14 protein-coding genes are annotated in these 15564 nt (G+C 44.6%); all 14 read right to left on the bottom strand.

Translation table 11 applies throughout. The features are described from left to right. Positions 1–557: 557 nt before the first annotated feature. Entirely contained in the window at positions 558–1784 is a 1227-nt protein-coding gene (locus BUB11_RS17805; protein WP_073031103.1) for an ABC transporter permease, read from the bottom strand. After that, the gene (locus tag BUB11_RS17810; protein WP_073031146.1) at positions 1785–2492 is read right to left on the bottom strand and encodes an ABC transporter ATP-binding protein; all 708 of its coding nucleotides are present in this window, start codon (positions 2490–2492) and stop codon (positions 1785–1787) included. Between the two features lie 98 nt (positions 2493–2590). Then, complete coding sequence (locus BUB11_RS17815) at positions 2591–4117, bottom strand: YcdB/YcdC domain-containing protein (protein ID WP_073031104.1); 1527 nt, start codon at positions 4115–4117, stop codon at positions 2591–2593. A 195-nt stretch (positions 4118–4312) separates the two neighbouring features. Then, positions 4313–5143: a hypothetical protein gene (locus BUB11_RS17820; protein ID WP_073031105.1), complete on the bottom strand. Its 831-nt coding sequence runs from the start codon at positions 5141–5143 to the stop codon at positions 4313–4315. A gap of 146 nt (positions 5144–5289) precedes the next feature. Beyond that, positions 5290–5526 carry a hypothetical protein gene (locus tag BUB11_RS17825; RefSeq protein WP_143187648.1) on the bottom strand — a complete coding sequence of 79 codons (237 nt, stop codon included), beginning with the start codon at positions 5524–5526 and terminating at the stop codon, positions 5290–5292. 254 nt (positions 5527–5780) lie between these two features. Continuing rightward, the gene (locus tag BUB11_RS17830) at positions 5781–8054 is read right to left on the bottom strand and encodes a M56 family metallopeptidase (RefSeq protein ID WP_073031107.1); all 2274 of its coding nucleotides are present in this window, start codon (positions 8052–8054) and stop codon (positions 5781–5783) included. A 4-nt stretch (positions 8055–8058) separates the two neighbouring features. Beyond that, positions 8059–8433, bottom strand: a complete 375-nt coding sequence (locus BUB11_RS17835; RefSeq protein WP_073031108.1) for a BlaI/MecI/CopY family transcriptional regulator — start codon at positions 8431–8433, stop codon at positions 8059–8061. A 191-nt stretch (positions 8434–8624) separates the two neighbouring features. Further along, positions 8625–8777, bottom strand: coding sequence for a hypothetical protein (locus BUB11_RS27625; RefSeq protein ID WP_159436953.1), 153 nt, complete (start codon positions 8775–8777; stop codon positions 8625–8627). 576 nt (positions 8778–9353) lie between these two features. Continuing rightward, the gene (locus tag BUB11_RS17845; RefSeq protein ID WP_084110381.1) at positions 9354–11006 is read right to left on the bottom strand and encodes an LCP family protein; all 1653 of its coding nucleotides are present in this window, start codon (positions 11004–11006) and stop codon (positions 9354–9356) included. A 238-nt stretch (positions 11007–11244) separates the two neighbouring features. Next, positions 11245–11508 (bottom strand): hypothetical protein, encoded by a 264-nt coding sequence (locus BUB11_RS17850; RefSeq protein ID WP_073031111.1) that lies wholly within the window; start codon positions 11506–11508, stop codon positions 11245–11247. A 34-nt stretch (positions 11509–11542) separates the two neighbouring features. After that, on the bottom strand, positions 11543–12067 hold the full coding sequence (locus tag BUB11_RS17855) for a hypothetical protein (RefSeq protein WP_143187649.1): 525 nt from the start codon (positions 12065–12067) through the stop codon (positions 11543–11545). 518 nt (positions 12068–12585) lie between these two features. After that, the gene (locus BUB11_RS17860; protein WP_073031113.1) at positions 12586–12987 is read right to left on the bottom strand and encodes a PolC-type DNA polymerase III domain-containing protein; all 402 of its coding nucleotides are present in this window, start codon (positions 12985–12987) and stop codon (positions 12586–12588) included. A 696-nt stretch (positions 12988–13683) separates the two neighbouring features. Continuing rightward, a complete protein-coding gene (locus BUB11_RS17870; protein WP_073031115.1) occupies positions 13684–13908 on the bottom strand; it encodes a type II toxin-antitoxin system HicB family antitoxin in 225 nt (74 codons plus the stop codon). A 306-nt stretch (positions 13909–14214) separates the two neighbouring features. Beyond that, complete coding sequence (locus tag BUB11_RS17875; RefSeq protein ID WP_073031116.1) at positions 14215–15543, bottom strand: MFS transporter; 1329 nt, start codon at positions 15541–15543, stop codon at positions 14215–14217. Positions 15544–15564: the final 21 nt, after the last annotated feature.

Genomic DNA, 15564 nt, shown 5'->3' on the forward strand with positions numbered 1-15564 from the left:
TAATTATATACTATCTATGCGCTCATTTACACTACCGTTACCTATCAATGTTGGTTATTTAAGGTATTTTTATTAAATTTCAGCAACCTACTGGAGTTTAGAAAAATCAACTATCATCAATATCCGGTATTTACTTTTTCCTTCATCAGTGTTGATTGCCATTCAAATGAAGTGGATAAAATTTGAAATTGGACTTAAAGCAGTACCTTTGTATTCCGACGCATCCGCATAGTACAGAATTGTATTGATCGGGGTTGCAGAGAGGCGCTTTAAGGTGATAGCCATCTTCTGAGCCATAGCTTAGTTTTCATCAATGTCCAGCACTTTATAATCCAGTGCCTTTAAAGATACCATTTCCTCAAAAAATGCCCCGTTATTGATTCGATCAAAATGGATGTTATCTCTGTACCTCTACCGCCAGTCAGGAGATGCCACATCCTCTGAATTCTACCTAGACCTAATCCTAACAAAACAAAATCCCAGGCTGTTAAAGCCTAGGACTAATTTATGAGATAAAAGGTTAACCAATGGGTTCTACTCCGCATTTTAGGGCGCTTTTAAGACTTTAATGAAATCTTTCTGGCAATATAATAGCCTGTAAGAACTATGACAGGCACCATCACCAGCCCCCCCAACCATGAGTGCGTCTTAGCTGCCACCACAACACCGAGAATAAGTTGCCCCGGCAAAGCCATAAGAAATATGGCTTTGCTCATCGCCGCAATCTTCGATTCTGGGAGCCAGTGGAATAAACAGACAAAGGGGTCCTTAATAACCTCTTGCCAAAACAACCAAACGACGTTGGATATCATAATTGAAAAAACAAACCAGAGAAGCCATCCATAATCCGGGGGAAAGACTAATATAGCTAAAATACTTACCCCAACCATTTTAAGATAAAACTCAACATCTTTCTCATTACGCAACTCATATTTAAGACACATTTCCACCAAACCGTTCACAGGGTTGCGTTTTTTAAAGAGCAAATTAGAGTTTCTGAATAATAAGGGGCGTTTTCTGGAGAATCTTGGCCTTTTTACGTAGGTTCCGGCATTCTGCAGCATGTACTTAGCTAGTCTGAGCCTAGCAGTTTGCTCCCTGGCAACATCTTCAAAGAAAATCCCCTTTAATTTAGCCCGTTGATATAAGAGCTTACTTAAGATGATCAAGAGTACTAACATAGACAGATAAAACAGACCGCTGCGACTCAACAAAAGAGCCACACTTTGCCTCACATACACACCTATTACTAAAAAAATGATCAGTTTCACCATGCGCTTGGCCCAACCCTTGAAACGAAGTTCGATAAGTTGTTTACCAAGACCTATACAGTTCTTAAGGAGAAGGACTAAAACGGTTAGCCATACGACACTTATCAAAGAAAAACCGTAATGCAATAATAAAAGTGGCGCCAGAATAGTCAGCAACAATAAGGTTACCACAAGGTTATAGACAACAGCATACACTAAACTATACTTAATAATCCGGCTCATCCACACTTTGCGCTGTAAGAGGAAGAGCTGATCCGCACCCTCCACGAAAATACGTATTGTACCTGACCAAGCGAAGATGACAATAATTGCTGACAGAGCATTGAGGGGAATATAGTCCAGCCACCCAGGGACCGCCCTCCACCAGGAAAGATAATAATAAATGAAACCAGCCGAAAAAGGGATGACAATATAAAGAGCTACAATCCAATCTACGGCGGTTCTCCATACTTGATACTGATAGTTCCAGTCTGAAATAATTCGCTGAAAAAACAGCCTAGTCACGGTAATCATTTAGCTATTCTCCAGGAGTTTATCAAAACATTCCAATAGAGAGCCCTTAGGTAACTGGCATTGTTCCCTGATTTCTGCAAGATCTCCCCGAGCTATAACTCCCCCAGCGTTCATTAATACAAAAGAACTACAGATTCGTTCCGCAGTATCCAAGATATGTGTACACATCAATACTCCTGCTCCCTTAGCTCTAGCCTGGTTTAAATAAGCCAGGAAGTCCTTCGTACCCCTGGGATCCAGCCCCACAAAAGGCTCATCCACCACAAAAACTGAGGGCTCAAGTAAAAAACTCACAATAAGCATGACCTTTTGCTGCATGCCCTTAGAAAAGCTGCCCGGCAGATGGTGCTTGACTTCCGTAAGGCGGAAGAGTTTGAGAAGTTCCTCAGCTTTTGGTACAAATACTTTTCGCTCGATTTCATAGGCAGCGGCAGCTAGTTCTAAATGTTCCCAAAGTGTTAACCCTTCATATAGTACGGGCTGTTCTGGGATATAGGCAAAGTTTTTCCTCGCCCCGGCGAATTCCACCTTACCGTCCATCACCGGCAGCAAGCCCATGATCCCCTTAATTGTAGTGCTTTTCCCCGCTCCGTTAGGACCAATCAGGCCTACGAGTTCCCCCGGTTTCAGAGATAAGGTCACATTTTTGATGACCTCCGTGTTGTCAGAATAACCTGCGTGTTTAATATCTACGGTTAGTAAGTCCATCGATTCATCCTCATTTGTCATCGAATTTCATCCACTTGTTAAAGACAATATTTTTGAAACAGACCAGATAATTACCGGTTGACTCTGGAAATAGTCACTTATCTCCTCTCCCAAATAAGCTCACCATTGCAGGCATCGATATATTTTAATCCTGGATTACAGCCAGCAGCCAAGGAAAATTCGTTTCGACGAGTCGTTATAGGCTCATAGATCAACCGATAAACCGGCAGATCCTCGTCCTCCAAGTCTTTAAACCATCTAAGTCGGAATCTGACATACTCACTGTATAGGCCAAACGCCTTTTCCGCTGTCAGAGTCGGATAGAGGAAATTACACTCTTCCAGCTCACGAATCATTTCATAAGAGACTCCCATATAGACGCAGATTTTCCCGGTTGAAGTGCTGACACTAACCATGACCCGTTCATGGTTAACAGGGATATTGCCGATGTAGACAGGCAGGTAGAAAAACTCACGCTCACGTAGCTGCACGTCCATATCCTCCTGATCGACTTCGATTTGAAGGTAAGAAGTGTAGTCCGGGAATACCTGTTGCAAGAACTGTTCCGCCTTCTCCCAACACTGCTTCCGAGTTAGTGACGGTGCAGCATCTTTCTTCCGTTCACTCCGGTGGAACCCCACCAGACGTCCCGTGGACTTCTCGACTTGAATCATAAACGAGGCTTCCAGATTCCGTAGTGAATCGCCCCATTTTCGTTTCATATAAGCATCCACAGAAAGTGCTTCTGCTTCCGGATCTTCGACTACTTCCGCTCTGAACTTATACAACCTTTTGATTCTCTCACCGTCATCCTTCGAATTCTCAAGCAGGTATAACTCTGGGTCGATACCAAGCTCTATCTCCAAGGTCGCAATGTCCTTAAGCGTTGACTCATTACTTTTATCAGACTCCATTTTAGTGATTGGGAGACAGGAGGGCATCACATAATGATTCATTCCAAACAGATCAATACCTGTAATAGCGTCTATTAAGTGATGGCCAGGGATCGGTTCATAGACAAGCCGGTATTCAGGCTCTGTTCCCTCCATTTCATACATGGACGGATATAATGCAACAATCGTTAGCTCCATTCGCATAGTTTTCAACACTTGCTGCCTCACAGTCTCCACATCAACGATGATGCTGGGCCATTCTGGTTTAGGAGCAGCTTTTCGTCTGGATTTTTCCAATTGATAGCGGATGACGTTCAACCCACTGTCCAGTGTCATTCTGCAGCCCGTATCGGGAAGGGGTAGTCCTCCCACTTCCTCCCTATAGGTGATAAATCGTAAGTTTCCTTTTTCTTCGCTATTTACCCAAGTAAATGCGTCATAATCAGAGGTATGTTTCGCTAAAAAAGCGTCAGTGACAGCCCTCACTTCCTCTGCCGAGCTAGCTTGATCGGCGGAATATTTGGCTTTCATATCGATATCCAGGCTGATTAACTGTCCAGTTTCAATATCCTGCGAAATTTCGATTTGACAGTCATCGTTGCCTGGATCCTCCCAAATGAAGGACCGTTCTTGCTCATGGCGAGTATTGTCTTCCATTGCCAGTCGGTAATGCTCCGGAATCCGAACAATTGCCTTTGCTTTTGTTCTGAGCTCCCCATAGTCAAATGACATAATTTACCTCCGCAATTTAATCCTATAAATTAAACAAAGTTGCCTTACACCGTTTGGGCATCAATATAATTCGCCGTTCTTTATAGATTGTCGTATCAATCGGCGAAAAAACTATCTTATCTACCGTCACAAGGCTGTCCGGCAAATTATCCTTATCAACCGACCGCCCTATTTGCTGGCAAGGCAAAATAATCCCTATATGGAAAACACTTCAGCGATCCAGAGCTTCCCGCTGCTGCCATACGACAACCGTATCCAGCTGCTTTCACAGTATATCCGCAGCTCATAAAACCCCAAGTTTGTGATATACTCCAAGCTCGCGCTATTCGGCTTGCCGTACTCGCCGTAGAGCTGGTCCATCGTCCATCTCCGCGGCGTCCGGTTCCCGGGCAGGGACTTAAGAGTGTCCTCTATCCTATCGCCAAGCTCGATATCCCGGAGCACGCTGAGCGGCTCGCGATTCGCACAGAAGATCGTCTCCCCATAGTATATGTGTTGAAGAATATAGTTGTCGAAATGATCGGCGACGGCATCCGGTCCAGGCTTGAACTCATAACCCATGTTTCCTATATAGATATAGAGGTTCGGTGCCTCCGGCGTCCATCTGCCAATCGCGTAGTCTATCATATTTTTCGGGATTTTCCATACTTGCTGCGTTTCAGCGAAGGTCATGCCGATCGAATAGCCGTGCAGCGAAATCAGCTCCTCCTCCCGCACCCGATCCTCGGGACTGAACTCCGGCCTTTCAGCGAGGGAAACCGGCGTCTCCTGGACGGCGGTATTCTCCTCGCTAACCGGATCTGCCGTGGGCGGGGCAGGGACCGGCTCGGTCGAGGGTTTTGCTGTTGGCTCGGTGGTCGGCGGTGCGGTCGAAGTCGGCGGCGTTATCGGGTCGACAGTTGCCGACGACAAGGGCGACGGGATCGCGTTCGCAGTCATATCGTCGTCTGGCGTTCCGCTTGAGCAAGCTGATAATGTCAAAACCGAAAGCGCCATGACAAGCGCCATTATCCTTGTGTGTTTCATCTTCTATATATTCCTCTTTTCTGTCCGCCGCTTGGCGGCAACTCTCGAAGCTGGGAGCACTGATAATACCCTTGCTTGCGAGGCGAGGCAAGCCAGACCAGCATGGAATGGCAGCATCTTCGTGAGATAATACCTGATTTGGTTCATCAGCTGCTCCGGAACGTCACCGGCGTATTCCCTGTAAAGCCAGGAATGCTGTGATGGCATTTTGCTCGGCGTCGGACGTCTTTAAATCGGCCATCAAACTGCCCTTCGTATACTTCAATTTTCTCCTTGCCGTCGGGTGTGACAAAAGCACCGGTATCCGTATTGGCATCGATAGTGAAGTTCATAGCCAAAAACATCTCTTCCTCCGGAATGGAACGGGAATGGGAGTATAGCATTCCCGCAGTTGCTACGGCATAAGTACGATACGCATCAAGACAATCCGTTTGGAAATAGAATGGGTCAAGCTAATCACCTCACCTCACCTCACCTCACCTCACCTTCACCTTCTTCATTTGATGATCCGCAGTATTTTGCTTACTTTGTGATGCATACCCCGTTTTCGCTGGGATTAAGGCTATACCAAAATACGATGTCTCCGTCAGTCAGAACGCCTAGGATATGGGCTTGGGCTGCTTTGACAGAAATGATTTTAGGCTCGATCTATCAGAAGATTTACTAAAACATTAAAATCAGGTCTGTTTTGCTTAGGGTCTTTCATTCCAGCATCAATCCAATAACCGACCACTTTATTTTCGGTTAGGAATAGGACTACGTCATAATTTGATTCACTGACACCAGTTTCAATTTGAGCCGTATACATCTTAACTCGTTGACCCATATACTTAGAAAAGTCTAAATTATTCAGTTTCGATAATTCGTTGCTTCTCCTTAATAGGTCGCCAACTCTAACACCCTCCTTAATGGCTGTAAAATCACTTGGCAGTTGAACATCTTCAGCGCCAACACTGTTTACAGCTATCTTGAGATTCTTCTGGCTTAAGAAATCTCGAGCAGCACTTGAATAATCTACTGCTGTTGCTGACTGTGTTTCTATCTGAAACCAATAATAAATTACGTGATTTTCGTTGCCCCAATTAACCTGAAGTTGAAATAAATATTCACCTTCCGCTTTGGGGAGAAGGATTAAGTTTTGGCTTATTGGATACAACTTCAATTGTTTATTGCTATCTACTAACCTAACCTGATAGGTTGGCTTATCTAAGCCCGCAACCTCCTCAGCCATGAACTCAAGCCATGATTCTGGCTTAAGCACACTGACTGGTAATTTCATCGCTTCGTCAATTCCTAAACCGAAATTCGTATTACCAATCAACACGCCAGGCTGGGAAGTGTAGTTGGCGTCTCCCCTAGTCCAATTAAGCTTGGTAATTCCATTGAGAATCTCCAGTTTAGGATAATGGGAACTATACCCGGCTTGCTCGGCGGTTAAGTCATCAGGGGTTTGTGGGACGTCTATGGTTGACGTATCGGCATTGTCATACAATTTTGTAACAATATTTTCAATGTCTGGATTTTCAGCGATATAATCCACCTTTGTTTCACCGATATGTCGAGATACCCTTATTTCATTACCGTTCACTGCAAAATCTAGTGTTCTTCCGCTTCCGTCATTGAAGGCGAATAGAACAACCAAGCTGTGATCTACCTCAAGATTTCGGACACGTGTGATTTTGGAATTATTGAACTCCTGAATTATAGAAGACCAATCTTTATCATTAATTGTTTTCTCTGTACCATTCATAGAAATGCGAATTTCTTTGATATCACTTTGATTAACTGGTATATGGTAGTCCGGTAGATTCTTAACGTTGGTGAAAACCACAACAGCTAGCAAAGCGATCACTGATAATCCTATCAAAGACCATTTAACGGAAGACATTCTGAACTCTTTTAGCATGGTTATTCTCCTCTTAATCTGAGATTTGGAGCCAGATAAACTTGCCAATCCCATCAATCGCGGAGTGTTAGAGTATGTCTCTACCAATTTGAGGAGCGTATAAGCATAGTCGTTGGTTTGTTTCGTATTGATTCGCTCCATGGCTAAAGCGTCACAAGATATTTCCTGGTCTTCCCGCATTCGGTAAAAGGCGTACCATATTAATGGATTAAACCAGTGAATGATTACTAAGACCTGTGTCAGCCAATTTATCATGATGTCTTTACGTTTGAAATGTAATAGCTCATGTAACAATATATGGCTTATTTGTTCCAAACTAAATGTTTGCTCAATCCCAATCGGCAACAGTAACCTTGGATGGATGAAGCCTAATAATGATGGACTGTTTACATATCTCGTCTTTAGCAGGGGAATCTCTGCTCTTACCTTTAGTTCCACCTTAAGTTGATTAAAAACTGTAATTAGCCTTGGGTCAGTGACTAAATTATGTTCAATTTTATTACAGAATCGTCTGTTAACAAGGGCTGTAAGAGTCGTTAATATCAAAATTCCTAAAAGCCATATCCAGAACATCAGCTTATATATGAAGGGAAAGGTGGCTAAAGGTGCGATTTTATTTTCTCTTGTTTGCTGTGTATTCGTGTCTAGGGTAGCTTTGCTGGAATTGCTATCAACAGCGGCAGTTTGGGCGGGGCTAGACTGCATAGTATCAACGACATTAGTCGTTGGCTCTGTCGCACCTTTAGAAATAGGGGATAAAAATTGTTGTATGTAAGACGGGTTAATAAAATTATAGGCACTCAGTGGACTACTGGGTACCCATGGTAAAACTAATCCAATCATCAAAACAGACCATAGCATATACTGGAAACGTGCTCCCATTCTATGTCTAAGGACATGTTTTACTCCCAGCAGAAAAACGATGAAGATGCAAGCTTTGGCAGACGTTGTTAAAACCCAGTTAAATAGGTTCAGGTAATTGTCCTGAAATAGCGTCATCAGCATCTTATCAGTCCTTTCTTGCCTCAAGGAGCTGTTTGAGTTCTTTAATTTCATCTTGAGAGAGTTTTTCTTCTTGAAGAAACGTGACGAGCATTGGCTTTATGGCTCCACCAAAAACACGGGTCAGAAAGGACTTACTCTCTGCTTTGATACACTCTTCCTCGGCCACTAAGGGATAGTAGATATATAACTTTCCCTCTTCTTTATAGCCGAGGGCTCCTTTCTTTACTAGTCTTCCGATTAACGTCTTGACTGTATTTGGTTTCCAATCGGTATGATGCTCTAATGCCCTAACAATTTCGTTGGCAGTACAAGCTGATTTCAACCAACAAATCTTCATGACTTCCCATTCCGCATCGGAAATATTCGGTGTTTCTAACATCTTTAAACCTCCATGCCAAGATTAGGTTTACACTTGTAGTTATTAGTATATTACATTTGTAAACGGTAATTGTCAAGGGAACCCCGTAATATTGCCAAATCAAGTGGTTCTGCACCATTACGATTAAATGCTGCATTACGGGGACTTAAGGCAAAACGTAATCGACCGCGTATGCGCATGGCTTCTTTAAACTACTTGTCGGGATTCGCTCCGCTCCAGATTAACGTACCGTTGACCTTGCACTCGGCATAGAATGCTTGAATCTTGGACTCATAAGTGCCATCTTCCATAAATATCTCATCCATATAGTCATAGGTGGCGCTGTTCATATAATATATTTCCATTTGGTCAGCCTCGGGCGAAAAGTCACAGTCCCATTGCCGCGGAACGGGCTTGCCGTACCAGTCCATGCTTTGCAATTTCCTGGTCCAAAGCCAACAGACTTACTGCTATAAACGCAAGCATCAGGCAAAACCGTTTTTTCATGTGCTCAACTCCTCGTATAATTAAGATTGACTTCCAACTTAATATCTTTTTGGAATCCTTTTCCTTATAATTATGACGATTAAAAAGCTGCTGACCTGACGCTATAGATTTTCTCATTACTAAAAATCAATTTATCAAACATGATTTTGGCGGCAATCCTTCGGACGAAAAATATTAACCATACCAAAAGAGGGGCTAATGTGCCCCCCTCAGATTTTACTGGATATCTCAATTATTTTTCGTATAATTACCGTACACGCCACCTACTGGGAGTTTAAATTCTAGGACTTGGAGATCCGCTCTGAGATTTCCGTCATGCGAGAGGCGAAGGGGACTTTTTGCGTTCAAACTTAATGGACCGCCAGTATCTGACGGGTACGGTCTGAAACCAAAAGTTCACCCTCACCGTTTTTGGTAAGATCCATTGTTTAAAGTTATTCGGTGCCGGTTAAATCTTCATCTTCTTGCGGAAATACCGCTGTTACGACTCCCGATCCGGCAGCGTTTGCCGCTGCTGCGCCCGGCACTGTAAAATAATTCTCGCCAATCCCTGCCAAGGTATATCCTTCTTTAGGGACCAGCGTGATAGTTGCCGTGTAGTCCCGGCCTTCGACAAAGGGGTCGTCGGCAGGCGACCAGGTGATCGTCCCGGTATATTGCTCCGTTTCGCTGATCGTTGTTACAGGTGACACCTCCGATTCAGGCGGTATAACCCCCCTGATTTTCGAAAGGCCGATTGTTGTCGCCGGTTCTGTTGGCTCTGTTGACTCTGTTGGCTCAAACGGTTCTGTCGGTTGTGCCGGCTCAGACGGCGACACCGGGAACACGGCCGTAATTACCCCTGATCCTGCAGCATTCCGGGTGGTGGATGCTCCCGGTGCGGTAAAGAAGTCCGCAGCGACGCCTTTTAAGGTATACCCTGCTTTGGGAAGGAGGGTAATCGTCGCCGTATATTCCTGACCTGCGAAAAAGATGGCATCGACAGGCGACCAGGTGACCGTCCCCGCATACTGTTCGGTTTGGATGGTTGTCACGGGTGTCGCTCCCTCTTCTGGGGCAATAACTCCCGGTATTTCGGGGATGTCGATAGCCTCTTCCCTTGCCGGAGCAGCAAGACGGGTTTTCACTTCCGGATCCAAGGAGGCCAGCACCGAGTTGTCCCAGATATCATCGGCAGTTTGGCCCAGGAGAAGATTACCGGCCACCTCTTTCGCTTTATCCCGGTTTACTTCCCAATAGCTTAACCCGTCCAGCATAATCGCGTCTCCGGGCAGTGTTTGGGTTACGATTGTGGCGTCGTCAAATGATTTTGCCGCCCCGGCAAGTGTTAGGAGATCTTTCAAAGACAAGTCCGTTTCCACTGTTTTCATTAACTGCGGGACAAGCTTGGGCAGTTTAAGAATTGTGGCGGGTTCAAGCATTTTTTTGCCTGCCGTTGTCAGTACTTTCTGCTGTCTGACGGTTCTTCCGATGTCGGCCGTTGTGTTGTCACGGTAGCGGGCATACTGCAGGGCCTTTGAGCCATCTAATTCCTGCACCCCGGCCTTCAGGTTGATATAGCCGTCCTCTTTGTCCCCGGTCACGTGCTGCATGTCTTTTTCCACGTCAATGGTGATCCCGCCCAAGGTATCGATAATATCCTTGAACCCGGCGAAATTCGTCAATACATAGCCGTTCAGCTTGATGCCGGTCAGCCCGGTAACCTGTTTTTCCAGCTCCGGGATCCCTTTTAACATCGGAACGGCGTTGATTTTATAATAGCTTTTTGATCCCGACAAGGTTACCCGAGTATCTCTGGGAATGGACAGCAGGGAAATGAGTTTGGTCTTCGGATCAAGGCTGGCCACAATGATCGAGTCCGCATTGTAAGAACTTTCCCCCGGCCTTTTATCCGTCCCGATCAAAAGAAAGCTGACCCGGTTATTCAAATCAGCACTGCCATCTGTTTGTCTATCACCGAATAATCCTTCCTCTCCGAAATAAAAACCGGCAAATGCCGCCCTCCCGACAAGGAGCCCTGCAATCAGCAGTGCTAGGATTATAAAAACCCTTTTAAGTTTTTTCTTTTTGTCCCTTTTTTTAGCCAATATCTTCACTCCGTTTTTGATTTTATGTCCTAAAGAATTCGATTATTTTCTACTGCGGGGCTCAATTCATTTCATAAACCTAAACGATTCCTTCTGAAGAGTTTTCCTTATGATATGACGATAAGACAAGGGTCGCTCTGACGATCTTTTTGCTCCTTTCCCTTCCCTGCCCTGCTCCACATATTGCATCATGTTGATTCCAATCAGAGTTATTGTGAGGAAAACCACGCTTTGCAGCTCATTTCGGGCTGGCCCCATCCCAAATAAGCCACGAGGAACCGGAACCCGTGTACTCTCTGATCAGAATAAAATCCTGGCTCAAAGCCCCTTCCTGGTAAGGAACTTTGGTATTGTCGTAATCTACTGTATATTGGGCGGAAACCACGATCATATTTTCCGCTATGTATTCGTAGGACCAGTTGTAACTTTGCGCAAGCTCACTTCCGGTGTACCTCGCTTTGATGCGCTCGGTTTCTTCCTCTGAAACCGCCACCCTCTCCATGCTCAGGCTTAAAACACCAAGATCGCCGGGTTTTTCAAATGTGGGCGTAAAGTTTTGATCGTTTTTTTAGAGCAGGCCATAAGGCGGCCTTCCAAGCCTCATAATCATTATTCTCTTTCGCTTTCAGATAACCCTTCACGACATTTTCGGGACTAACAGTGTAATTCTCCACACCGTACACGCCAAGACCCGGTCCCCAAATTTCCGTATGATCGGCCTGAAGCTCATTGTCGGCATTATAAAAATACAGTCCCACCAGGTCGGGTGTTCCCTTGGCCCAGCAGATATAACTGTTATTCTGCACCGGGGACAGAACCTCGGTACCGTTGTCATACACCGCTTTAACCTTCCGGATATCGACAGGTACGACTTTATCGGATTCGCTAAGCCACTTGGTGTGATCCGTACATCCAAAGGTGATTGTATAAGCGTTTGCCTGCAAAGTTTGTGCTGAGTAACAAGGACTTAAGGGCATCCCGCTGGTAGAGTCCCCGATAATGTTCAGTTCTTTATCCAGGACCAGCAGACTGACGCCCAGCTGTCCGCCCGACTGCCCCACCTTCGCCTCGTTAAAGATCAAAGCCAGAAGCAGATCGTCCTGCGGGATGTCCACGCAGGTTAAAAGCACACCCTGTTGCAATAAACCTAACTTGAGCCACCTGAGAACATACATGGCTCGACAGCTAACATGATATGTTTTGGGGCAGAAAAGCCCCGTTAACATCAGCGCAGATAGCATTCTTATTGGCAGCTTCTCCGCTGCCAATAAGAAGAATAAATTTCCAGAGTTTCTTTCTACAATATCAAGTATTAAGAGTAAGTTCTTTACAAAAAATTTAAGAAAGGTTACGAAAAACTTACATGTAAGAACATTAGATGAATTGCCTGCTACTGATCTTAAAAGTAAACATTAAAGCTGGCACTTGAAAGGTAATGGAATTCCCGCCACCGGTGGGAAAGATCAAAACCCAGGGAGGGGTAATGGAATATCGGTTATCGGCATTGAACAACTAGGCAGTAGGACAGTTCGATGGTATATTCTACGATTATCTTGGCAAGATCACAGTTTTCACACCATCATCTGCCTGCTGAAAGGCTGCAATCTTCATCAAAGAAAAGGTCTTTGGCTTTGATGGAATCATTCAGCGGATTGTTGGTGTCTTCTGTTTGCAGCTTATCGTCCTTGAGCAGCTTATGATAAGGTTTGGCTGGGAAAAGAAGCGGAGAAAGAAACAACGTATCAATTATATTTGTATCATCAAGGCCAGCATAAATGAATACATTGCGAATGTACTTCAAATCATGATTAAAAATATTGTGACCGCAAACATATTCCGACCTATAGAGAAACTTGACGAAGTCAACCATCGAATTGGAGTGAAATGAACTGCCAACGCCCTTGATACCGCCGATATCAAGTATTTTTCCACTTTTCGGTTCAATTTCGGTATCGATAAAGACGATGGGTTTCAGGTGCATTTCCTCCTTTAGAGACTTGGTGTAGCTAATGATGAAAATTATTACTTAATAAATGAGGCAAGGTAAGGCCTTCGGTTAGTGAACTCGTTCAGCTAAAGCTGAACATCGGTGCTTCGGTAGGGGATTCTACCCCCACCGAAGTAGAAATCGGAACACCCACTTAAAGAAGTGGGTGTCTCGGAATTGATTAAGACCAATTAACTAAACCTTCTTTCGATATAATCAGTTTGCTCCAAAGGAAAGGTGCATTAGAAGCAGTAATAAGGATTTTGCGAAGCTAGGGTTGATTTCCTCAGCTCAGACAATTCTACGTGAAAAAGGAGCGAAGCCTAAGATTCCCTTAGTTTCGCTCCCCTATTTATTATCCGCTCCACTGAAACTCTCTCCGGTTCTATCTACAGCACACAGCTGGAATACAAAAACTTTCCGTTTCAGCCTCACAGGGAATAATGCACTCCAGGGTAACTTCTCGTCATGGCTGACTCTGAGATATTTGACGATCCGATATAGACGGCACTGAAGCTGGTGTTCTTAATAGGTTCGACAAATTGCGGAAGTACCAGTCCCTGCCGCGGGGAATACGAAGCGAACGACGTAAGTAGTGGTGACTTCCTCGAATGTGTGAAACTCTAAAGTCCGCTCTCTTAAGCGCAGCTACAACATTTTTCCCCTCAACTCTCGGTAGCCTAGGCATAATTAGTAGCTCACCTGCACTTCATCCATTTCCACAATAGTTGAGGAAGGAATCGGCAGACCTTCGATCACTAAGGCTTCGAGAAAACCTTCTATTGCTTCCTGTACATGCTCAAGAGCCTCATTTCGATCACGTCCCTGGGTAACGCAACCCGGAAGTTCAGGGACGGTAACAGTGAAGCCGCCACTTTCATTTTTTTCGAGGATAACTTTAAATCTTCTTTGCATAATTGAATACCTCCGCATTACTTATTTTCGCCTGCGACGACACCAACTAATAATGAGCGCATTATACCCCTCCCGCTTTGCTCGCTCCCCAACCAACTTCCATTTTATACTTCCGTCTTTTCATTTAAAGTCCAATTAAAGAATCTGGGGTTACGATAACAATTTATCACCCAAAATAATACCTTATTTTACCATATACTAAAAATACTATTTGTAACATGTTACCTCTGTAACAAAAAAAAACCGGCCCGTTACAGTTGGTTCAATGGTAACGGGCCGGATAGCTGTTAGGGATGGCCTTAACTTCTATTGTTCAGGTGACAGGCCGTTAGGGGATAATTGCTTCGAAAACTCTGGAGAATGCTTTTTTAAATCAAGAGTTAAAACGATGAGGCCGGCAACAGCAGCTATAATGGAGAAGAAGACGAATACACCTGTACTGCCGAACCTGCCCATCAGGATGCCGGTTAACATGTTTCCGCAAATTGAGCCGATGGCGTTGCAACAGTTAATAACGGCAATGGATATCGCAACGCCCTCTACCGAAAGCAACTCCGACGGCAAGGCCCAAAACGGGCCGTAATAACTCATGACCGAGGCACCAAAAAGCATTAAGGCCAGCATCTTGAGCGCAAGACTGTTAACCGGGAGGCAAATCAACAGGAAGGAGAAGGCCAAAACAAACATGGGAAGGGCTATATGCCATTTTCGTTCCCCGATTTTATCGGAGTGTTTGCCCACCCAATACATACAAATCACGGAGATAATCATGGGGAGCACCATGACAAAGCCAATCAGCGAAGGCGAAAGAAAGGCCGCAATATCTTTGATCAGCGTCGGCATCCAAATGCTGGCAGCTTGGACGGCAACATTAATAATACCGTAAATAGCCGCTAATTTCCAAAGCGTTGCATTGGTTACAGTTTTTTTCCAGCTAACCGGCTCTTTATTGGCCAGATTGTTGGCTTTTTCTTCTTCCAAGTCCGCACGAATTACATTTTTTTCTTCCACTGACAGCCATTTGGCCTGATCCGGGTTATCTCTCATCACGAACCAGGCGATGACACCCAAGATCATTGGCAGAATCCCTTCGATAATGAATAGCCATCTCCATCCGGAGATACCGCCAAAGTTGATATATTGAATAATATAACCGGCTACCGGGGGCCCAATAATATTGGCAACGGATAAGGACAGCGTAAATATTGCTGTGACCCTGCCGCGTTCACTGCGTGGAAACCAGAGTGTAAGCCAGTAGATGATGCCGACGAAGAAACCGGATTCAAACATGCCCAGTAAAACCCGGAAAACGATAAGCTGGGTTAAATTCTGCGCAAAAAAGGTCAGCAGCGTAGCCAGTCCCCAGCCAATAACGATGGTCGGTATAACTTTGCGCGCCCCGATTCTCTCCAAAAGCATATTGGTGGGCACTTGGAATATCAGATAAGTAATGAAGAATACCGAAGTAACAATACCGAAATCAACGGAGGAGATTCCCAGTTCTTTGTTCATCGTCAGCGCTGCATAACCGATATTTGTCCGATCCAAGCCGTTAAAGAAATAAAGAAGAAACGGTAACGGAATAATAAACCGGATTAATTTATTGTATAACTTTTTCCTATCAAATGTTTCCATAATTCTCCTCCATAATTCTCC

This window comes from Desulfosporosinus lacus DSM 15449, from assembly GCF_900129935.1.
Taxonomy (GTDB): Bacteria; Bacillota; Desulfitobacteriia; order Desulfitobacteriales; family Desulfitobacteriaceae; genus Desulfosporosinus; species Desulfosporosinus lacus.

Bases quoted from the DNA above. Each gene is read 5' to 3' on its own strand.
- BUB11_RS17805 (WP_073031103.1), bottom strand. From the start codon at position 1,784: ATGATTACCGTGACTAGGCTGTTTTTTCAGCGAATTATTTCAGACTGG.
- BUB11_RS17810 (WP_073031146.1), bottom strand. From the start codon at position 2,492: ATGGACTTACTAACCGTAGATATTAAACACGCAGGTTATTCTGACAAC.
- BUB11_RS17815 (WP_073031104.1), bottom strand. From the start codon at position 4,117: ATGTCATTTGACTATGGGGAGCTCAGAACAAAAGCAAAGGCAATTGTT.
- BUB11_RS17820 (WP_073031105.1), bottom strand. From the start codon at position 5,143: ATGAAACACACAAGGATAATGGCGCTTGTCATGGCGCTTTCGGTTTTG.
- BUB11_RS17825 (WP_143187648.1), bottom strand. From the start codon at position 5,526: ATGCTATACTCCCATTCCCGTTCCATTCCGGAGGAAGAGATGTTTTTG.
- BUB11_RS17830 (WP_073031107.1), bottom strand. From the start codon at position 8,054: ATGCTGATGACGCTATTTCAGGACAATTACCTGAACCTATTTAACTGG.
- BUB11_RS17835 (WP_073031108.1), bottom strand. From the start codon at position 8,433: ATGTTAGAAACACCGAATATTTCCGATGCGGAATGGGAAGTCATGAAG.
- BUB11_RS27625 (WP_159436953.1), bottom strand. From the start codon at position 8,777: ATGGAAATATATTATATGAACAGCGCCACCTATGACTATATGGATGAG.
- BUB11_RS17850 (WP_073031111.1), bottom strand. From the start codon at position 11,508: ATGGAGAGGGTGGCGGTTTCAGAGGAAGAAACCGAGCGCATCAAAGCG.
- BUB11_RS17860 (WP_073031113.1), bottom strand. From the start codon at position 12,987: ATGCACCTGAAACCCATCGTCTTTATCGATACCGAAATTGAACCGAAA.
- BUB11_RS17870 (WP_073031115.1), bottom strand. From the start codon at position 13,908: ATGCAAAGAAGATTTAAAGTTATCCTCGAAAAAAATGAAAGTGGCGGC.
- BUB11_RS17875 (WP_073031116.1), bottom strand. From the start codon at position 15,543: ATGGAAACATTTGATAGGAAAAAGTTATACAATAAATTAATCCGGTTT.